This is a genomic window from Pantoea sp. FN0305 (assembly GCF_050113845.1).
Lineage (GTDB): Bacteria > Pseudomonadota > Gammaproteobacteria > Enterobacterales > Enterobacteriaceae > Mixta > Mixta alhagi.
In genome coordinates, this window is sequence record NZ_JBNJSN010000001.1 from 159,879 (window position 1) to 179,505 (window position 19,627).

Consider the following 19,627-nt stretch of genomic DNA (forward strand, 5'->3'; position numbering starts at 1 on the left):
GGCTTCAGGTTATTCCTCATAAGTACGCAACATTTCTGGTCCCCGTTTCGCTATCCACTCGATAAAGCTGCGATGTTTGACGCCTGCATGGTGATCCTGACGCCAAAGCAGGTGAACCGGTCGTGGCGAGGGCAAAGTATGTTCCAGTAATGAGATGAGCCTCCCGGCGGCAATATCTTCAGCCAGCAGCAGCCGCGGCTGAAAAATCATGCCAGCACCAGAAAGCGCTGCGCGTCTGAGCGCCTGGCCATCATTGCAGCTGAATGTGGCACTCTCTGGCCAGATTACGCTATCGCCGCTGCGCCAGGCGTTGCGTTTATTCCAGCTGGTGTAGCGCAGGCATCGATGCGACGCCAGGTCTTCCAGACTTTGTGGCGTGCCATATCGGGCCAGATACGCTGGCGCGGCGGCAATCACCATGTGGTAAACGCCAATGTGCTGGGCAACCAATGGCGTATCGCTCGACAAATTGCCAATGCGGAAAACAAAATCGAATCCTTCAGCGATTACATCAACAAAGCGGTCGCTCAGTTCCAGTTCAATATGTACATCGGGAAACTGCAGTTGGTATTCGCTACATAAAGAGGCGATGACGCAAGCACCCAGCGTGGTTGCCACGCTAATGCGCAAGCTTCCAGCCGGAAAACGGCGCAAACTTTCAATACGACTTTCAGCATTGTGCAAGGCGGCCATTACCTGCAGGCTCTCCTGATACCAGGCTTTACCGGCTTCCGTCAGGGTTTGACGCCGGGTATTGCGTTGCAGCAGTCTGGTTTGAAAGTACGCTTCCATCTGTGCGACCGCTTTGCCGGTCATTACGGCGGATATATCCAGTTGTTTTGCCGCTTCACTGAAGCTGCCGCTTTCAACAACCGCCACGAAAATTTCCATCCAGCGTAATTTATTCATGATTACTAACTTTTAGTTTTTAATGATTAAATTTTTGGCCCATTTTTCCCGTGATTGCAATCTATCAGTATGGAATCAGGCTAACTGTCGGGAGGATAAAATGAAAGTAATGGTAATTGGTGCCAGCGGTACCGTTGGACGGGCGGTGGTTGAAAATCTTGCACGGGATCATGACATCATTCGCGTTGGTAAAACCCAAGGCGATTACCGGGTAGATCTGACAGATGAGGCCAGCGTAGAGCGGTTATTTGCGCAGTGCGGCAAAGTTGACAGTGTGATCTCGGCAACCGGCGGCGTACATTTTGGTCCATTGAGTGATATGAGTAGTACGCAGTTTAATTCCGGGTTGCAGGATAAACTGATGGGACAAGTGCGGCTGGTACTGATTGGGCAGAATCATCTTAACCCCGGCGGATCCTTTACCCTGACAACCGGTATTCTTACCCAGCACCCTATTCGCACTGGCGTTAACGCGACGGCGGTTAATGCCGCGCTGGAAGGGTTTGTGCTTGCTGCGGCTAATGAACTGCAGGGATTACGGATCAACGCCGTCAGCCCAACAGTGCTAACCGAGGCGCTGGATAAATATGGGCCTTTCTTTCCTGGTTTTGAAAGCGCTGCTGCCAGTCGGGTGGCACTGGCTTATCGCCGCAGTCTGGAAGGCATTGATACCGGTAAAGTCTACCGCGTATGGTAAGAGACAAACGCGCCGCAGGGCGGTGCGTTTTTTTACTTAGCGTATTTCGGTGATGGCAGGATGAAAGCGTGGCGTAGATTTGTTGGCATAGCGCATAACGGAAAGATCGCTGAAAGGAATAGCCGGTGCTCTGCCAGATATCAGGTCTGCAAGCAATTGTCCCGAGCCGCACGCCATGGTCCAGCCCAGGGTACCATGACCCGTATTTAAAAAGAGATTTTCAAAACGCGTAGCGCCAACAACAGGTGTGCCATCCGGTGTCATAGGACGCAAACCTGTCCAGAAGGAGGCTCTGGAGAGATCCCCGCCATTAGGATAGAGATCGTTAACCACCATTTTCAGCGTTTCACGCCGTGCTTCCTTTAATTGAGTGTTAAAACCCACCACTTCCGCCATGCCGCCGACACGAATCCGGTCGTTAAAACGTGTCACTGCTATTTTATAGGTTTCATCCAGAATGGTTGAAGCTGGCGCGGCGGCTGGATCGGTCACAGGAATGGTCAGCGAATACCCCTTTAACGGATAAACTGGAATTGATACCAGTCCGTGCAACAACTGCGTAGAGTAAGAACCGCAAGCCACAATATAGCGATCGGCGCTCATTACCTGATTACCGCACCGTACGCCGAGAAGGCGATCGCTGTCTGTCAGAAGCTTATCAACGGTACAGTTATAAACAAAAGTCACGCCTGCCTCTTCAGCCATCTTCGCCAGCTGCTTTGTAAACATCTGGCAGTCGCCGGTTTCATCATTTGGCAGACGCAGGCCGCCAGTGAGTTTATGCGCCACGCTGGCCAACGCAGGCTCCACCTGCGCCAGCTGGCGTGATTCCAGCAATTGATAGGGGACGCCCGCGTCTTTCAGCACCGCAATATCCTGCGCGGCATGATCAAATTGCGCGGCGGTGCGAAACAGTTGTAGCGTGCCCCCCTGGCGTTCATCGTAGGCGATACCGGTTTCACGCCTTAGCGCACGCAGGCAGTCACGGCTGTATTCAGCAATACGCACCATGCGGGCTTTATTTTCCGCATAATTCTCATGGTTGCAGTTTTTTAGCATTTGCCACATCCAGCGCAGCTGGAACCGCGATCCATCCGGACGAATAGCCAGCGGCGCATGCCGCTGAAACATCCATTTTATCGCTTTGAGTGGGATACCGGGCGCAGCCCATGGCGTGGCATAGCCTGGAGAAATCTGTCCTGCGTTGCCTGCACTGGTTTCTTCTGCGGCGGCAGGCTGGCGATCGACTACGGTGACCTCATGTCCGGCTTTAGCGAGATACCAGGCGCTGGTAACGCCCACCACGCCGCCGCCCAAAATCAACACTTTCATTAGCGATTCTCCAAAACAGAAAGTCTGGCCTGCAGATTAGTGGTTACTGGGAAAAGCAAACTGTGCTGCTTCCGGGCTTTGTTGTTTAGGCCAGCGCTGAGTAATGGTTTTACGCCGCGTATAGAAGCGTACGCCGTCAGGGCCATAAGCGTGCAGATCGCCAAACAATGAACGCTTCCAGCCGCCAAAGCTGTGAAAAGCCATCGGTACCGGTAACGGCACGTTAACGCCAACCATCCCTGCTTCAATCTCATTACCGAAGCGACGAGCCGCTTCACCGTCGCGGGTAAAGATGCAGGTGCCGTTGCCATATTCATGTTCGTTGATCAATGCGATGGCCTGTTCAAGAGAGGGAACGCGCACGACGCAAAGCACCGGCCCAAAAATCTCTTCCTGATAAATGCGCATCTCCGGCGTTACGTAGTCGAAAAGACAACCGCCAAAAAAGAAGCCGTTTTCATGATCTTTTATCCGTAATGCGCGACCATCCACAACTAATGTTGCACCTGCTGAAATCCCCTCTTCAACATAGCTTGCAACTTTATCGCGGTGCGCCGCGGTTACCAGCGGCCCCATGTCCAGGCCGCACTGCGTACCGGCACCTATTTTCAGTGCTGAGACTTTGGGGGCCAGTTTGCCAATCAATGCTTCCGCGACAGCATCGCCGATGCAAACCGCAACGGAAATCGCCATACAACGTTCACCGCAGGAGCCATAGGCCGCGCCCATTAACGCGCTGACAGCATTATCCAGATCGGCATCCGGCATTATAACCGCATGGTTTTTCGCACCACCCAGCGCCTGTACACGTTTTCCGCGTCGGGTTCCCTCGTGATAAATATATTCCGCGACTGGCGTAGAGCCAACGAAGCTGATGGCTTTTACATCCGGGCTGTCGAGCAGCGCATCAACGGCTTCTTTATCGCCATTAACGACATTGAGTACGCCAGCCGGCAAGCCTGCCTGTTGAAACAACGAAGCGATCAGCAACGTAGAACTGGGATCGCGCTCGGAAGGCTTCAGGACAAAGGTATTGCCGCAGGCAATGGCCAGTGGATACATCCACAGCGGTACCATCGCCGGGAAATTGAAAGGAGTGATGCCTGCCACCACGCCGACGGCGTGGAAATCGCTCCATGTATCAATACCTGAACCGGCGTTACGGTTATATTCGCCTTTTAACAGTTCAGGCGCAGCGCAGGCATATTCGACGTTTTCAATACCACGTTTCAGCTCACCGGCGGCATCTTCCAGGGTTTTTCCGTGCTCTTCGCTAATCAGCGCCACAATCTCCTTTTCATGGGCTTCCAGCAATTGCCTGAAGCGGAATAACACCAGAGTGCGTTTCGCTGGAGGAAGATCGCGCCATGCAGGCAGAGCGGCTTTCGCAGCGGCAATCGCTGCCTGCACGGTAGCCGTGCTGGCCAGCTCTACCTGACGAATCGCTTCACCGGTAGCGGGATTAAAAACCTGGGCGGTACGGCCGTCAGGCTTACGTACCTCTCCATTAATCAAATGAGTAACTGTATTCATATAATGCTCCTTAATTAATGTGATGCAGCGCTTCGCCCACGGCGTCAAACAGGCGATCCAGCTCGGCTGGCTGCGTATTGAACATCGGACCAAATTGCAAGGTATCGCCGCCAAAACGGACATAGAACCCCGCTTTCCACAGCGCCATGCCAGCATCAAAAGGACGCACAGTGGCATCACCTTCGCGCGATGCCAGTTGAATAGCGCCAACCAGTCCGCAATTGCGAATATCAAGAACGTGCGGGCAGCCGCGCAGGCCGTGTAGGGTACGTTCAAAATGGGGAGCAAGTTCAGCAGACTGCGCAATCAGTGATTCGCTTTCCAGCAGATCGAGCGTGGCCAGCCCGGCGGCACAGGCGACCGGATGCGCGGAGTAGGTATAACCGTGACTAAATTCCACGGCATGTTCCGGCAGCGGCTGAGACATGAAAGTGTTATAGATTTCACTGCTGGCGACCACGCCACCAAGCGGGATCGCGCCATTGGTAACCTGTTTAGCGAAATTGAGAATATCAGGCGTGACGCCGAAATATTCTGCACCGGTCCACCGTCCCATGCGACCAAAACCCGTAATCACCTCATCAAATATCAGCAGAATGTTGTGCTGAGTACAGATCTCGCGCAGTCGTTGCAGATAGCCCTGCGGTGGAATAAGAGCACCTGCTGAGCCAGAAAGCGGCTCAACAATCAGGGCGGCAATGTTGGAGGCGTCATGCAGTTCAATCAGCTTGAGCATCTCGTCGGCCAGTGCCACTCCGCCTGTTTCCGCCATGCCCGCGGTGAATGCCATATTGGGCTGCAATGTATGGGGGAGGTGGTCAACATCCATAAATTGACCGAACATTTTACGGTTGCCGCCAATGCCGCCGAGACTGGTGCCTGCAATATTTACTCCATGGTAACCACGCGCGCGGCCAATCAGTTTGGTTTTTGTCGGTTGACCTTTGGCTCGCCAGTAGGCGCGCGCCATTTTCACTGCCGTATCCGCCGATTCCGAGCCAGAACCGGTAAAAAAGACGTGATTCAAATCGCCCGGCATGCGTTGCGCAATGTTATCGGCCAGCTGGAAAGAGAGCGGATGACCGTACTGAAAACCGGGTGAGTAATCCAGCGTACCCAACTGCTTCGCTACCGCCGTCTGGATTTCGCTGCGTGTATGGCCTGCGCCGCAGGTCCATAGTCCTGACAGACTGTCAAAAATCTGACGTCCGGTATCATCGGTCAGCCAACGGCCTTGCGCGGCAACAATAAAACGTGGATCCCGATGAAAATTGCGATTAGCGCTAAAAGGCATCCAGTGCGCTTTTAAATTCAGTGCGGCGGTATTAACGGCTTCAGACATATTTTTTCCTCCCGACAGGTTCAGAAGGAGTGTGCATTTAAGTTATGGTTAAGTTAAATCTATTTAAACTAACCTTTAGTTACGGAATTGCTCACCTATATGAAAACTAAATCTCTGGCCCAGGTAACGGATTTTGATATCAAACTGCTGCGCATTTTTAAAACGGTAAGCGAATGCGGCAGCTTTTCGGCAGCGGAAGGTTTGTTGGGGATTACGCGATCGGCGGTCAGCCTGCATATGAGCGATCTGGAAAAACGACTGGGAATGCGCCTCTGTCAGCGCGGACGTGTCGGCTTTGCCTTAACCGATGAAGGTCGGGAAATATTGCGTCACAGCGAAACGCTGTTGGCAGCAATTGAGACATTCAGGCAGCAGGTCAATCAGTTACACAAGCAGCTGCGCGGGGAATTTAACATTGGCATTATCAACAATCTGGTAACGCAGCCGATGATGCAAATTACCCAGGCGCTGGCTTTGCTGCGGGAAAAAGGGCCGGAAATTCGTATTAACCTCAGCATGTGTACCGCAGCTGAAATTGAACGCGGCCTAATGGATGGACGGCTGCATGTGGGCGCGCTGCCGCTGACGTCACCCATATCCGGGCTAGACTATACGCAGCTTTATGATGAAAAATCATACCTTTATTGCAGCAGCCAGCATCCGTTGTTTGCTTTGCAGGAAACGCCTGATGACAAGGAACTGGCACAATACGATGCCATTGCACCCAGTTTTCGCATGACGGCTGAAACTATTGGCATGCATCAAAGACTCAACTGTACCGCTACTGCCTCAGATCGAGAAGGTATCGCTTTCCTTATTCTTACCGGCCGTTTTATTGGTTTTCTGCCCGATCACTATGCGGCGCAGTGGGTTGGGAAAAATTTGATGCGCGCTATCAAACCGGAATTTTTTAACTTCAGCAGTAAAATTGCCATTGTCACCCGAAAGGGGCGACGTCCAAATACTATTCTCGACGTTTTCCTGCAGAACCTTGCTCGCTAAACCTGTTGAATTTGATTCTTTGAAACCGATCACATCAGGCAAGCGATCGGCTTCAAACTTTAACGATAAGTAAACCATATTGGTTGACTTTGTTAATTTTGTGCTTCTATTCTCCCTGTTATCACTGCATACAAATTTGTATACATGTGACGATGTATAAGCACCACCTAACTGTTCCTGTTCGCAACACTCACGCCTGAACGAGGTCTTTATGGTCCGTGTTTGTCTGTCAAATATTCAAAAGTTTTCCTGTCGTCTGGCGCTTGGTGCCTTGCTTTTTAGCACGATAACCGCAGCCCATTCCGCTGCCAATTACTGGCAGACTATCCAGAAAAAAGGCGTATTACGCTGTGGAGCCGCATCGGCTGCGCCTTATGTTATGCGCGACCCGAAAACGGGTCAGTACAGCGGTTATTTCGCTGAACTGTGTCGCGATTTCGGCCAGGATGTGTTGAAAGTAAAAGTGCAATTTGTTGATGCCAACTGGGATACGTTGGTTGCAGGATTACAGAGCGATAAATGGGATATGGCGATGGCGTTAAATCAGACGCCTGAAAGGGCGCTGGCAGTAGGCTTTTCCGCACCCGCGCAAGATTATCAGATATCGCTGCTGGTCAATAAAGACAACCCCAAACTCACTGGGGCAGGCGATAAAATCGCTGATTATGATAAGCCGGGCGTAATTTTCGCCGTTATGTCAGGAACGGCGCAAGATAAAGCGATTAGCGCCGTAGTTAAACAAGGCAAAATTATGCGTTTGCCGGGCAATGATGAAACACGACTGGCACTGATGGCGCGCCGGGCTGATGTGTTGGTGGATGCCAGCGATACCAACCACCTGTTTGCGCTGGCCAATCCCGGCTGGGCCAAAGAAGTTTTACCGAAGCCGGCATTGGCTAAACAGGGTGTCTCTTTTGCTTTACCCCGCACCGTAACAGAAGCGGATATGAACGTTCTTAATATTTATCTGACGCAACGGCGTGCCACTGGTGAAATCGACGCACTGGTAAATAAAGCCTCAATGGAAGCAAACGCCGGTAAAACAGGCGCTAATTAAACCTGAAATTTATAACCCGTGTGCATTACGCACGCAGCGGAGGAATAACCATGAGTGCCTCAACCCATTTCGCGGCGGCGTCCGCTCGTCTGCAAGATGAGCAACCAATTTATATTAATGAATATCATAAAGGCAGCTTTATTCAGTTGGATAAAGTTTATAAGTCTTATGGTGAGCTGGTAGTGATGGATAATTTTGAGCTCACCATGAAAAATGACGATCGGCTGGTAATAATTGGCCCAAGCGGGAGTGGTAAGAGTTCTTTGCTGCGTGTGTTAATGGGACTGGAAGGCATTCAGGGTGGAGAAATAAATTTTCAAAAACAGAGTTATATCATTGGTGATAAAAGCAAGCATGCCAAAATAGTTAATGCCGACATTCAGAAGAAAATTGGTATGGTGTTCCAACACTATACGCTATTTCCGCACCTCTCTATATTACAGAATCTTATTTTGGCACCGGTAAAAGTGCATAAAATAGAAAAGAAAACGGCGATTGAAAGGGCGCGTGCACTACTGGCTCGTTTTGGGCTGGAAAGTAAGCTCAACGCTTATCCCAGCCAGCTTTCCGGAGGGCAGAAGCAACGCGTGGCTATTGCACGCGCCCTGATGTTGGAGCCGGAACTGATGCTTTTCGATGAGGTCACTTCCGCGCTCGATCCTGAAATGGTGGTAGAAGTACAAAGCGTCATGATGCAGTTGGCAGAACAAAAAATGGCTATGATTATCGTCACACACGATATGCATTTTGCCCGTCACATTGCTTCTCGCGTCGTATTTTGTGCTAATGGGAAAATCGTTGAGCAAGGTCATCCCGATACGCTGTTTACCCGCCCAAAAGAAAAACGCACTCGTGAGTTTTTAGAAAAAGTGCTGCATTTAGATTAAAGAGGTGAAATATGGATTATCAGTTTGATTTTCATTTCTTACAAGGTAATGCAGGTGCGCTGTGGGACGGGTTAAAAGTAACGCTGGAATTAGCGTTAATTGCCAATGTTTTGGGGCTGGTATTAGGTTTTATTCTCTGTCTCATGGCAATGAGCCCTGTTGCATTATTACGCTGGCCAACAAAGCTTTTTATTGAGTTTTTCCGCTGTACGCCAGTGTTACTGCAAATTGTCTGGTTTTATTACTGCGTCCCTATGCTATTTAACCTGTTTATTGATCCAATATATATGGGCTTTTTAGCGCTCGGCCTGAATCTAGCTGCTTTTAACGCTGAAGCCTATCGGGCGGGTGTGCAGGCGGTGCCGCGTGAGCATCATGACGCCAGCGTGGCGCTGGGGTTAAACCGGTTGCAGCAAACGCTGTATGTCGTGCTGCCGCAGGCGATCCGTAGCGCGCTGCCGGTACTGATGACCAACGGCATCTCGATTCTTCAGCAGAGTGCGCTGGTCGCCATCGTTGCCATCTCCGACCTGATGTACGTCGGCAAAAATATTGCCACGGAAACGTACCGTCCTCTGGAGATCTATTCGCTAATTGCGCTGATCTATTTCGCGTTATCGCTACCTATCTCGCGGCTGGTTTCCTTTATCGAGCGTCGTCAGGACGCAGTTACTGAACGTTAAGGGGCTGATTATGACGCTTGATTTCTCACAAGTTTTTTCTTACTGGCAGGTCCTGTTGCAGGGGCTGGGGCTTACGCTGGCTTTTACCCTAAGCTGCGCACTGTTAGGAAGCACGGCTGGTTTTGTTGTCAGCCTGCTGCGTATGTCGCCGCTGCGTCCCTTACGCTGGCTTATTACGCTCTATGTTGAATTTTTTCGCGGCACGCCGCTGCTGATACAGCTTTTCTGGGTCTTTTTCTGTTTTCCGGTGGTGTTTCACATCAATATCGCGCCCTGGGTGTGTGTGACCCTTTCGCTGGTGCTGTATATGACGGCAATAACCAGCGAAACCTTCCGTGGTGCATTGAAATCAATCGCTGGCGAACAACATGATGCCTGCGTGGCCCTGAGCCTGACTCCGGTGGTTAAGACTTTTTATGTCATCTTCCCCCAGGCCATGCTGCGCGCAATACCCACACTGCTCTCGAACGTTGTCAGTTTGTTTAAAGAGAGCGCGCTGATTTCATCGGTCGGCGTCGCGGATCTGATGTTTGTCGGTCAGAACATTTCCAACAGTACCGCGCGTCCGGTTGAGTTTTTGAGCGCCGTTGCGGTGATCTATTTCGTTGTGGCATTCCCCTTAACGCGCCTGGTTGGCGTGGTCGAGTCGCGTTTGTTACGGCGTTATGCCCTTTGAACAAAGAATAAATGGAGAAAAATATGCAACTGAAAGGTATTTTACCGGCCCTGGTGACACCGTTTAACGATGCTGGTGCGGTCGATCATGAGCAATTAGCCAATATTCTGGAGTATCAGTTGAACGCCGGTGTTAACGGCTTTGTGCCGCTGGGCTCAACGGGAGAGTATTATGCGCTGACTAATGAAGAGCGTCGTCAGGTATTGAAAACGGTGAAAACCGTAGTGGGCGATCGCGGCACCCTGATTGCCGGCGCAAACGGATCCTGTACACGCGAAGTCATGGAACAGGTAAAGCAGACGCTGGATGCAGGTTACAACAACCTGCTGATTGCGCCGCCCTATTATGCGCTGCCCTCACAGGAAGAACTGATTGGCCATTACCGCGCCATTCTTGATGAATTCAGTGATATTAATCTGGTGCTTTATAACTACCCGGTCCGCACCAATGTTGAAGTGGGTTTCAAAGTACTGGACGCATTTAAAGATCATCCTCGGGTTGTAGGTATCAAAGAAAGTAGTGGTAGCGTACTGCGTGCTGTTGAAATTGGCGACGCTTATAAAGAGCACTATCAACTTTCCTGTGGTTCAGATGATGTTGCCTTTGACTTTTTTATCTGGGGTGCCAGCAGTTGGATTTGCGGGCCGGCTAACTGCTTCCCTAATCAAATTGTTGATTTTTATCGTAAGTTTAGCAGCGGCGATCTCAGCGGAGCCCAGAATGTCATGCGTTCTTTGTTCCCGGTTATGGCCAGTATGGAAGCGGGAAAATTTATTCAGAAGGTAAAGTATGGCTGTGAGTTGGCTGGCTTTAAGGCGGGTAATGCACGTATGCCGCTACAGCCGTTGACCACGGAAGAGAAAGCAGAGTTTCGTAAGGTTTTTGAAGCTTCTCAGGGATAAAACCAACAGTACATGCAGGTTTCAGGCGTCAGGGACGACGGCACAGACTATTTAGCATTGAATCGCGCCGCTTTGTCGGCCGTCTACATTGAGTGACAACTATGTCAAAACAGCAGATTCAGCAGAATTCAGTCGTTATTGGCGGCGGTATCGTTGGCGTCTGTTGCGCCCTCTATCTGCAAAAAGAGGGACACCAGGTCTGGCTTATCGATCCGGCTAAGCCGGGCGACAGTACGGCAAAGTGGAGCTGTGGTCAGATGGCGGTTAGTGAAATTATTCCCCTGTCAAAACCTGGTATTTTAAAACGTATTCCGGGCTGGCTGCTGGATCAAAAGGGACCGTTGGCGTTACGTCCTGCCGCCGTTCCGACCATTTTACCCTGGTTTTTACGCTTTGTTGCAAATGCCCGCCACAGCCGGATCGATGCTATCGCGCAGGCGATGGCGACTCTGACGCACGAAGTTTACCGCGATTATGCGCCATTACTGGCAATGTGCCCGGATAAAAGTTTGATGGGGCAGCGTCCGGTGATAGAAGTATTCGATACGCTGCGTGGACTGGAAGCTGAGCGCAAGCATCTGCAACTGCGTGAAACATTAGGCTTTTATACTGAAAACCTGAATGCCTCTGATATTGCGGAGCTTGAACCGGCGCTGGCCGGGAAGTTTTCCCATGGTCTGCTGTTTCCTGACTGGCGCGCCGTTAGCGATACCAGAGGCTTTATCGCGGCGCTAACCGAAGCTTTTATTCGCCAGGGCGGCATACGAATTGAGACTGAAGCCGCCTCGCTGCTTGAAACAGAACAGCAGGCGAACGGCGTTAAGCTGCGTGATGGCCGTATCCTGCCAGCGCAACATGTGGTGATTGCCGCGGGAACCGGCTCGCGTCATTTTTTTCGTCAGTTGGGCGTTCGTGTTCCGCTTACCGGTATTTCAGGCTATCAAACCCTGCTGCCACAGCCGGATGTCGAGTTTCGTCATTCGGTGATTTATGCTGATGGCGGCTTCTGCTTTACACCAATGACGCGCGGGCTGCAAATCGGCGGCACGATTGAATTCGCCGGACCGAATGCTAAACCGGACTTCCGCCGCGCTGACATCATCCTGCAGAAAGCGCGCCAGCTGGTACCGCAACTGAATATCGCGGCAAAAGAGGTTGGCGTCGGCCATCGTCCCTTCCTGCCCGATACCAAACCCATTATTGATCGTTCGCGCCGTCTGAAAAATGTGCTGATGGCCTTTGGTCACGGCCAGTTGGGGCTGACTCTGGGGGCCACCACCGGTCGGCTTATTGCTGACCTCGCCGTACAACGTCCTACTGCTCAGGATCTGAGCCCGTTCAGCGCTTACCGTTTTATGGAAGGAGAACATGCATGAATTTTACCAACCGTTTGTTTATCAATGGAGAATGGGTGATACCGGTTAAAGGTGGCAGCTTCGATACCATCGATCCGGCACACGAAGTGGCAATTGCCCAGGTGGCTGCTGCCACGAAAGAAGATGTGGAGCTTGCGGTACAGGCAGCGCGTCGGGCTTTTGACGAAGGCGAATGGCCCAGTCTGAGCGGTAAATCTCGGGCCGATTATCTTCGCCGTATAGCCAGTCTGATTCGGGATAAACAGCAGATGCTGGCAGAGTTGGAAGTGCGTGATAACGGTAAACCACTGCCGGAAGCGCTCTGGGATATTGGCGATGCCGCCGGTTGTTTCGATTTTTACGCCGACCTGGCGGAAAAGCTGGACGAGTGTCAGGAGGAAACCGTAGCGCTTTCTGACGATCGTTTTAGTTCTGTGGCGCGTAAAGAACCGGTTGGAGTGTGTGGCGCGATTATTCCCTGGAACTTCCCTATGCTGATGGCGGCATGGAAAGTCGCGCCGGCATTGGCAGCGGGCTGTACGGTCGTGCTGAAACCTTCTGAGGTAACGCCGTTAACTGCTTTGCAACTGGCGGATATTGCGCGTGAGGCGGAGCTGCCGCCTGGCGTACTGAATGTGATTACCGGCTTTGGTGCCGAGGCGGGCGCGCCGTTAACTGAACATCCCGGCGTTGATAAGCTGGCGTTTACCGGCAGCGTACCAACCGGTCGCAGGATTATGCAGGCGGCAGCGGCAGAGATTAAAAATGTTAGCCTTGAGCTCGGTGGTAAATCTGCATTTATCGTGTTTGATGATAGCGATATTGAGAAGGCGGTAGAGTGGATACTGTTCGGCATTTTCTGGAATAAAGGCGAAGTCTGTTCCGCAACATCACGCGTGCTGGTACAGCGCGGCCTGTATAATGCGCTATTGCTCCGACTGGTGCAGGAAGCTGAAAAAATTCGCATTGGCAACGGTATGGAACAGGATGTACTGCTTGGGCCATTAGTTAATGCGGCGCAGTATGAAAAGGTACAGCAGGCTATTAACCGGGGCCTGGAGCAGGGCGCAACGCTGCTGAGCGGTGGGAAACGCCCGAAAGAAAAGAAAAAAGGCTTTTTCCTTCAGCCGACCATTTTTACTGATGTAGCGGAAGAGAGCGATCTCTGGCGCGAAGAGATTTTCGGCCCGGTAGTATGTATACGTCCGTTTGATGATGAAGCGGAGGCGCTGGCTTCAGCCAACCGTTCACGCTTTGGGCTGGCTGCTGCCGTAATGTCTTCCGACCTGGTGCGCGCTGAACGCGTCGCACGCAAATTGCGTGCCGGCATCGTCTGGATCAATTGTTCACAGCCCACTTTTACTGAAGCACCATGGGGCGGTTACAAGCAGAGCGGCATTGGACGCGAGCTGGGTGAGTGGGGGCTTAATAACTATTTAGAGATCAAACAGATCACTCGCTATGATAGTCAGGAGCCCTGGGGCTGGTATTTGAAATAAGAGAGAATGCGATGCGCTGGAAAAAAACGTTACAGCTGATTGATGTCCATTGCGAAGGCGAAATCGGCAAAGTCATTACCTCGGGCGTGATTGATATCCAGGGCGCGACCATGCTCGATAAAATGAATTACATCAACGAAGTTGATGACAGCCTGCGGCGTATGGTTACTCTGGAACCACGCGGTTGTTTGCAGATGTCCGTAAATTTGCTTCTGCCCCCGACCGTACCGGGCGCTCATGCCGGTTTTATTGTATTACAGGCAGATAAGGCGCATCCCATGTCTGGCAGCAACTGTATCTGCGTGGTGACCGCACTGCTTGAAACCGGCATGATCGCTATGCAGGAACCTGAAACAACCGTGGTACTGGATACGCCCGCCGGTCTGGTAACCGCTGTGGCGACATGTTCAGACGGACGCTGCCTTAGCGTTTCCCTGGATATGGTGCCTGCCTTTGTGGAGCAACTGGACCATGAATTTACAATTCCTGGTTTCGGCACCATTACGGCGGACATCGCTTTTGGCGGGGTTTACTACGCTCTGATCGACGTCGAGCAAATTCAGCTATCGATATCGCCCGATAATGCACGTGCGCTGGCCAGCTATGGCGTGGAGTTCCGGCATTATATCAATCAACAGATTCAGGTTCGTCATCCTTTATTGCCTTTAATCAATGAGATAGCCTATGTAATGTTTCGTCATCGTGTTGATGAAAAGACCTGGCAGACCTGTACTACCTTACCACCGGGGCGCGTTGATCGTTCGCCATGCGGGACCGGCAGCTCAGCTAACCTTTCAACGCTCGATGCTCGTGGCCAGGTTGAAATAGGCGATCAGCTGACTTCCCGTTCCACTATTAATGGTGAATTCAGGGTGGAGCTGCGAGGCCGCACGCAGGTCGGCGATAAGCTGGCCGTGTTACCGCGTGTGACGGGGCGCGCCTGGGTTTATGGCATTCAACAACTGGGTATCGATCCTGACGATCCGCTATCCGCTGGCTTTATGCTAAGCGATACCTGGGGTCCTGCGTTATGCTGATAAGTCTGTAATATCATAGCGCTCACCAGGCGTGATACAGGGAATTTAATGATGAGCAAACAAAACAGTAGCGAAGAAAGTACCGGACGTCGTCATGCCGGGCGCTATATTTATGAAGAGCTGCGCAAACAAATTTTGACGCTGCAACTTAAACATGGCGAGCAGCTGGATGAAATTTCGCTGGCGACGACGTTTGGCCTGTCGCGCTCTCCGGTGCGCGATGCCATGGCGCGGCTGGTTAGCGAAGGGCTGGTAACCATTCTTCCAAACCGTACAGCCATTGTTACGCCGTTTGAAATTGAAGAGTTTCCTCATTACATCACCGCATTAGATCTGATGCAGCGTGCGGTAACGCGGCTGGCCGCGACACATCGTAATGATGAAGATATAGCCAGAATCGAGGCGGCCAATGAAATATACATGGAGAAAGTCTACAAGGGCGAATTCAGCGCGATGGCTGAAAAAAATAAGGAGTTTCATCTGGCTATTGCCGCTGCAGCGCGTAACAGTTATCTGGCCAACTACTATGAAAAACTGCTCTCTGAAGGCCAGCGGATTCAGCATCTGCAGTTCGACTTTATGACACGTCAGGATACACCGCTAAAGCTGGGACGCGATCATGATGAGTTGATTGCCGCAATCAAAGCCGGAGATGCTGAAACTGCCGATCGGGTTGCTCATGAGCATACCATGCTGTTTCAGAACCGCTTCCTGACCTTTATGCAGCGTAACTTACTGAGCGATATGGAACTACAATATTAATCCCGATGTTGGTGCCCTATTAGCTGAGCGCCGCGACGATCCAAAAATTTTATCGCGCTGGCTTTCGACCCAGATGTTGCGCCTTATTGATAACGTAGATTGTTGTGATTAACGCATTATGGGTCGTTACCTGACAACAAGGAGATGAATATGCACCACCTGTCCGGGAAAGTCATTCTGGTTACTGGCGCCACGAAAGGCATAGGCCGTGAAATTGTCAAAGCGCTACATGCTGAAGGCGCGATGGTGATTGGCCATTACGGTCACGATCGCCAGAGCGCAGTGCAGCTGGCTGAACAGTACCCTCAACGTCTCCAGTTTGTACAACAGGATCTGTCGCAGCCCGATGCCGCAGAGAAACTCTGGAATGAAGCACTGAAATGCTGCGAAAAGATCGATGTTCTGGTGAATAACGCGGGAGTATATAGCGCATCCCCGCTTGCAGACGCCGCTGCCTGGGACGACGGCTGGCAGGTGAATCTACAAGTAAATTTGCGTACGCCTGCGGATCTATGCCGACTGGCGATTGAACACTACTCCCAACGCGGCGGTGGCATCATTATTAATATGGCCAGCCGCTCTTCTCACCGTGGTGACGGACCAGACCATCTGGCTTATGGTGCAGCAAAAGGCGGTCTGTTGGCGCTAACCAAAGGTATTGCGCGAGGGTACGGTCAGCAGAACGTTTTGGCCTATGCGCTGGCACCGGGATGGGTACGCACCGCCATGGCAGAAGAACATATTGCGCAAATAGGAGAGGAAGCGGCTACCGCCAACCTGCCTTTGGGAGAAGTGACGCCGCCCTCCGATGTCGCAGCGATGATCGCTTTTCTGGCGAGCGGACGATGCCGACATGCCACCGGTTCGACCATTGACATTACCGGGGCTGACTATGTGCGCTAACATACCGAACTGGCGAGTCGCGCGTTACCTGCCATTGAAATGAAGCCTGTGCATTAAGCGCAAAATTTCCCTGCCATCATCTCTCGCGCCGATATAATTACAATCGGCGCTTTTCCCATGCCTGAATAATGTCCTTATTTTTCTACCCACCGTGTGCCCGTCTGCCGATATTTTCACCGGATTGAGACGAAAATTAACCTTTGCATAATAATACTCAGAATCATTTTAACAAATACACGTATGTGTTCACGATTGTTAACTTTTTGTTGACTTCCCAAAGTTGGGATCTTTATCATCCCACCCGCTGTTGTGTACAAGATTGAATACATAAGTAGGGTTTTCTTTTTGGCTCTATTCAACGTTTCAATCGTTACGGTACACAACGGAAACCATGCAGAAAGCAGCGGTTTGATAGATACGTTCCTGGCTGCTTCTAATCGTCTGTTTAGCCTGCAGGCTGGTGTAAGGAATTTATTGAAGCGGCTTTATGTATGGGCAAGGGAATGGTTCAGGTGGTTTGGAAATGATTGGTTAATACCAATTTTCGAAATCGGAAGAGAAAAATTTTAATTTGATTGGGAAGATGTTGTGAATACAGGCAACCCGGGGAAAGCGGGGCAAAGGTGGCTGGCTATTGTAGGAATTATTTCCGCCTTAGCCGGGATCTATTTTGTAGTAGGTGGTATCTGGTTGGCATGGCTTGGAGGAAGCTGGTACTTCCTGTTAGCCGGGCTGATGTTGCTGGGAAGTGGTGTAGCCATTTTCCGTCGGAAATTAGCCGGTGCCGTATTATTCGCGCTGACTCTACTGTTTACCGCGGTATGGGCGTTATGGGATGTCGGTCTGGCGTTTTGGCCGCTCTTCTCGCGTCTGTTTGCATTAAGTGCTGGCGCGGTAGTTATTGCTTTTAGCGTGGTGCCTTTGCTTACCGACAACCGCAAGGTGAAGTTGTGGGCACGCAGCCTGGGCTCGGTTATGCTGGTAGGTGTTGTCTGGACCTTTATCAGTTCGTTTCAACCCAAGAACATTATCAGGAATGCAGACGAGATCGCGTCACTGCCTGTGCCAGATGATGCGAGCACGGATAAAGAGCCGGCGAACTGGAACACCTGGTCCGGTGACAATCACGGCTCCCGTTTTTCAGCGCTCAGTGATATCACGCCAGAAAACGTCAAGGATCTGAAGGTCGCCTGGACTGCCCATACGGGCGAGGCTGTGGTTCCCGGCACCGGTGATGCTGCCGATCAGAATACGCCGCTGCAAATCGGCGACAGTCTTTACGTCTGTACCGCCTATACCTCGTTGATCTCTTATGACATCGATAGCGGCAAAGAAAAGTGGCGTTATACCGCAGGCCGCGGTAATTCAAAGTATCAGCGCTGCCGTGGCGTTGCATATTTTGATGCGACTACTTCGAAAGATGTAACCAGCACAACCGGTGAGCCGCTTGATGCTTCCATCAGCCCGCAGCGTATCTTCTTCCCAACCGGCGATGGCCGACTGGTTGCCATTGATGCGCACACAGGCAAACCCGCAGCGAACTTTGGCGATAACGGCGTTATCGACCTCAAAGTCGGTATGGGCGAAGTTAAGCCGGGATATTACCAGCAGTCTTCAGCACCACTGGTTGCCGGGAATCTGGTTATTGTCGGCGGTCGTGTTATCGACAACTTCGAAACGGGCGAACCGCCTGGCGTAGTACGTGCCTATGACGCGGTCACCGGTAAACTGGTTTGGGCATGGGATCCGGGCAATCCGGCAGTTACGCGTGAGCCGCTTTCACCGGAAGGCTATACTCGCGGCACGCCGAACGTTTGGGTAGCCATGTCGTATGACGCTGAACTGGGAATGGTTTATTTACCTACCGGCAATGCGACGCCAGATTTCTATGCTGGCGAGCGAACCGCGCTGGATGACAAATATGGTTCATCTGTTGTGGCATTGAATGTGGCCACCGGCCGTCCAGTCTGGTCATTCCAGACAGTGCATCATGATCTATGGGACTTTGATGTTACGGGACAGCCTCTGCTGTACGACATTCCTAACGATGACGGTTCAGTAACACCTGCGCTGGCGGAAGTCTCTAAAACCGGCATGATCTATCTGTTGGATCGTCGTAACGGTAAACCTCTCGCCGACATTAAAGAACTTCCTGTACCGCAAGGAAATGCACCCGGCGAGCGTTATTCACCTACACAGCCTTACTCCACCGGTATGCCGGGCATCGGCAATGAGGTGTTGACTGAGTCTGATATGTGGGGCGCTACCCCGTTTGACCAGTTGATTTGCCGCATTCGCTTCAAATCAAGCCGTTATGACGGCATTTTCACGCCACCGGGATTAGATACTGCGATTCAATATCCGGGCTCGCTGGGTGGCATGAACTGGGGCGGTGTCTCGGTTGATCCCACGACCAACCTGATGTACGTGAACGATCTACGTTTAGGCTTGTATCACTATCTGGTGCCGGCTAAAGATATTCCGCCGGGGCTGGGTAGCAGTGAAGAAATGGGTATCGTAGTGCAAAAAGGTTTGCCATACGGCTCTATGCGTCAGCGCTTCATGTCGCCTTTGGGCGTACCTTGCCAGGCACCACCTTTTGGTACACTTTCGGCGATCAATCTTAAAACGCACAAGCTGGTCTGGCAGGTTCCTGTTGGCACGGTACAAGACACCGGCCCGTTGGGGATCCCTGTCGGCCTGAAAATGCCGCTTGGCATGCCGACCCTTGGCCCATCGCTGGCAACACGTTCAGGATTGATTTTCTTCGCCGGAACCCAGGATTTCTATCTGCGCGCCTTCAACAGCCGCACCGGCGAAGAGGTTTGGAAATCAAGGCTGCCTGTAGGTACGCAGAGCGGTCCTATTACCTATCGCTCGAAGAAAACCGGCAAGCAATATGTGGTTATCTTTGCTGGCGGTTCGCCGCATTCACCGAAAACCGGGGATGATATTATCGCCTATAGTCTGCCTTGATCTGCATGCTCGTTAGCTTTTGTCGGTGACTGAGCAGGATAAACCCGCTTTAGGCATCGGCTTTAATTAACGCTA

Annotated in this window: 17 protein-coding genes; 13 read left to right on the forward strand and 4 right to left on the reverse strand. The window is 51.6% G+C overall.

Features of this window, described 5'->3' with window-relative positions:
* Positions 1–9: 9 nt before the first annotated feature.
* Positions 10–909 (reverse strand): LysR family transcriptional regulator, encoded by a 900-nt coding sequence (locus ACQE3Y_RS00760; RefSeq protein ID WP_426971684.1) that lies wholly within the window; start codon positions 907–909, stop codon positions 10–12.
* A 100-nt stretch (positions 910–1,009) separates the two neighbouring features.
* Between ACQE3Y_RS00760 and ACQE3Y_RS00765 the strand changes: the two genes are divergently transcribed.
* The gene (locus tag ACQE3Y_RS00765; RefSeq protein WP_426971685.1) at positions 1,010–1,606 is read left to right on the forward strand and encodes a short chain dehydrogenase; all 597 of its coding nucleotides are present in this window, start codon (positions 1,010–1,012) and stop codon (positions 1,604–1,606) included.
* 36 nt (positions 1,607–1,642) lie between these two features.
* Here ACQE3Y_RS00765 and ACQE3Y_RS00770 read toward each other — a convergent pair whose 3' ends face one another.
* The 3 genes from ACQE3Y_RS00770 to ACQE3Y_RS00780 are packed head-to-tail and all read right to left on the reverse strand — an operon-like array spanning position 1,643 to position 5,813.
* Positions 1,643–2,938, reverse strand: a complete 1,296-nt coding sequence (locus ACQE3Y_RS00770) for a D-amino acid dehydrogenase (protein ID WP_426971686.1) — start codon at positions 2,936–2,938, stop codon at positions 1,643–1,645.
* A 36-nt stretch (positions 2,939–2,974) separates the two neighbouring features.
* Positions 2,975–4,471 carry a CoA-acylating methylmalonate-semialdehyde dehydrogenase gene (locus ACQE3Y_RS00775; protein ID WP_426971687.1) on the reverse strand — a complete coding sequence of 499 codons (1,497 nt, stop codon included), beginning with the start codon at positions 4,469–4,471 and terminating at the stop codon, positions 2,975–2,977.
* Positions 4,472–4,481: 10 nt separating this feature from the next.
* Positions 4,482–5,813: an aspartate aminotransferase family protein gene (locus ACQE3Y_RS00780; protein WP_426971689.1), complete on the reverse strand. Its 1,332-nt coding sequence runs from the start codon at positions 5,811–5,813 to the stop codon at positions 4,482–4,484.
* A 99-nt stretch (positions 5,814–5,912) separates the two neighbouring features.
* Here ACQE3Y_RS00780 and ACQE3Y_RS00785 point away from each other — a divergent pair, with 99 nt between their 5' ends.
* The 12 genes from ACQE3Y_RS00785 to ACQE3Y_RS00840 all read left to right on the forward strand — a co-directional run bounded on the left by ACQE3Y_RS00785 (position 5,913) and on the right by ACQE3Y_RS00840 (position 19,552).
* Positions 5,913–6,815: a LysR family transcriptional regulator gene (locus tag ACQE3Y_RS00785; protein WP_426971690.1), complete on the forward strand. Its 903-nt coding sequence runs from the start codon at positions 5,913–5,915 to the stop codon at positions 6,813–6,815.
* Between the two features lie 211 nt (positions 6,816–7,026).
* Positions 7,027–7,872, forward strand: coding sequence for a transporter substrate-binding domain-containing protein (locus tag ACQE3Y_RS00790; protein WP_426971691.1), 846 nt, complete (start codon positions 7,027–7,029; stop codon positions 7,870–7,872).
* Between the two features lie 185 nt (positions 7,873–8,057).
* Complete coding sequence (locus ACQE3Y_RS00795) at positions 8,058–8,759, forward strand: amino acid ABC transporter ATP-binding protein (protein ID WP_426980924.1); 702 nt, start codon at positions 8,058–8,060, stop codon at positions 8,757–8,759.
* A gap of 11 nt (positions 8,760–8,770) precedes the next feature.
* Positions 8,771–9,442: an amino acid ABC transporter permease gene (locus ACQE3Y_RS00800; protein WP_426971692.1), complete on the forward strand. Its 672-nt coding sequence runs from the start codon at positions 8,771–8,773 to the stop codon at positions 9,440–9,442.
* Between the two features lie 10 nt (positions 9,443–9,452).
* The gene (locus ACQE3Y_RS00805; protein WP_426971693.1) at positions 9,453–10,118 is read left to right on the forward strand and encodes an amino acid ABC transporter permease; all 666 of its coding nucleotides are present in this window, start codon (positions 9,453–9,455) and stop codon (positions 10,116–10,118) included.
* 23 nt (positions 10,119–10,141) lie between these two features.
* The gene (gene dapA / locus ACQE3Y_RS00810) at positions 10,142–11,020 is read left to right on the forward strand and encodes a 4-hydroxy-tetrahydrodipicolinate synthase (protein WP_426971694.1); all 879 of its coding nucleotides are present in this window, start codon (positions 10,142–10,144) and stop codon (positions 11,018–11,020) included.
* 101 nt (positions 11,021–11,121) lie between these two features.
* A complete protein-coding gene (locus ACQE3Y_RS00815; RefSeq protein ID WP_426980677.1) occupies positions 11,122–12,396 on the forward strand; it encodes an NAD(P)/FAD-dependent oxidoreductase in 1,275 nt (424 codons plus the stop codon).
* On the forward strand, positions 12,393–13,874 hold the full coding sequence (locus ACQE3Y_RS00820) for an aldehyde dehydrogenase family protein (protein ID WP_426971696.1): 1,482 nt from the start codon (positions 12,393–12,395) through the stop codon (positions 13,872–13,874). The genes ACQE3Y_RS00815 and ACQE3Y_RS00820 overlap by 4 nt, the downstream gene beginning before the upstream one ends.
* Positions 13,875–13,885: 11 nt before the next feature.
* Positions 13,886–14,911 carry a proline racemase family protein gene (locus ACQE3Y_RS00825; protein WP_426971697.1) on the forward strand — a complete coding sequence of 342 codons (1,026 nt, stop codon included), beginning with the start codon at positions 13,886–13,888 and terminating at the stop codon, positions 14,909–14,911.
* 48 nt (positions 14,912–14,959) lie between these two features.
* A complete protein-coding gene (locus ACQE3Y_RS00830) occupies positions 14,960–15,673 on the forward strand; it encodes a GntR family transcriptional regulator (RefSeq protein ID WP_426971699.1) in 714 nt (237 codons plus the stop codon).
* A gap of 150 nt (positions 15,674–15,823) precedes the next feature.
* On the forward strand, positions 15,824–16,576 hold the full coding sequence (locus ACQE3Y_RS00835) for an SDR family NAD(P)-dependent oxidoreductase (RefSeq protein ID WP_426971701.1): 753 nt from the start codon (positions 15,824–15,826) through the stop codon (positions 16,574–16,576).
* A 588-nt stretch (positions 16,577–17,164) separates the two neighbouring features.
* A complete protein-coding gene (locus tag ACQE3Y_RS00840) occupies positions 17,165–19,552 on the forward strand; it encodes a membrane-bound PQQ-dependent dehydrogenase, glucose/quinate/shikimate family (protein WP_426971702.1) in 2,388 nt (795 codons plus the stop codon).
* Positions 19,553–19,627: the final 75 nt, after the last annotated feature.

What these genes read in the sequence shown, in the direction of transcription:
- ACQE3Y_RS00760 (WP_426971684.1), bottom strand. Translation starts at nt 909, where the DNA reads ATGAATAAATTACGCTGGATGGAAATTTTCGTGGCGGTTGTTGAAAGC.
- ACQE3Y_RS00765 (WP_426971685.1), top strand. Translation starts at nt 1,010, where the DNA reads ATGAAAGTAATGGTAATTGGTGCCAGCGGTACCGTTGGACGGGCGGTG.
- ACQE3Y_RS00770 (WP_426971686.1), bottom strand. Translation starts at nt 2,938, where the DNA reads ATGAAAGTGTTGATTTTGGGCGGCGGCGTGGTGGGCGTTACCAGCGCC.
- ACQE3Y_RS00775 (WP_426971687.1), bottom strand. Translation starts at nt 4,471, where the DNA reads ATGAATACAGTTACTCATTTGATTAATGGAGAGGTACGTAAGCCTGAC.
- ACQE3Y_RS00780 (WP_426971689.1), bottom strand. Translation starts at nt 5,813, where the DNA reads ATGTCTGAAGCCGTTAATACCGCCGCACTGAATTTAAAAGCGCACTGG.
- ACQE3Y_RS00785 (WP_426971690.1), top strand. Translation starts at nt 5,913, where the DNA reads ATGAAAACTAAATCTCTGGCCCAGGTAACGGATTTTGATATCAAACTG.
- ACQE3Y_RS00790 (WP_426971691.1), top strand. Translation starts at nt 7,027, where the DNA reads ATGGTCCGTGTTTGTCTGTCAAATATTCAAAAGTTTTCCTGTCGTCTG.
- ACQE3Y_RS00795 (WP_426980924.1), top strand. Translation starts at nt 8,058, where the DNA reads ATGGATAATTTTGAGCTCACCATGAAAAATGACGATCGGCTGGTAATA.
- ACQE3Y_RS00800 (WP_426971692.1), top strand. Translation starts at nt 8,771, where the DNA reads ATGGATTATCAGTTTGATTTTCATTTCTTACAAGGTAATGCAGGTGCG.
- ACQE3Y_RS00805 (WP_426971693.1), top strand. Translation starts at nt 9,453, where the DNA reads ATGACGCTTGATTTCTCACAAGTTTTTTCTTACTGGCAGGTCCTGTTG.
- dapA (WP_426971694.1), top strand. Translation starts at nt 10,142, where the DNA reads ATGCAACTGAAAGGTATTTTACCGGCCCTGGTGACACCGTTTAACGAT.
- ACQE3Y_RS00815 (WP_426980677.1), top strand. Translation starts at nt 11,122, where the DNA reads ATGTCAAAACAGCAGATTCAGCAGAATTCAGTCGTTATTGGCGGCGGT.
- ACQE3Y_RS00820 (WP_426971696.1), top strand. Translation starts at nt 12,393, where the DNA reads ATGAATTTTACCAACCGTTTGTTTATCAATGGAGAATGGGTGATACCG.
- ACQE3Y_RS00825 (WP_426971697.1), top strand. Translation starts at nt 13,886, where the DNA reads ATGCGCTGGAAAAAAACGTTACAGCTGATTGATGTCCATTGCGAAGGC.
- ACQE3Y_RS00830 (WP_426971699.1), top strand. Translation starts at nt 14,960, where the DNA reads ATGATGAGCAAACAAAACAGTAGCGAAGAAAGTACCGGACGTCGTCAT.
- ACQE3Y_RS00835 (WP_426971701.1), top strand. Translation starts at nt 15,824, where the DNA reads ATGCACCACCTGTCCGGGAAAGTCATTCTGGTTACTGGCGCCACGAAA.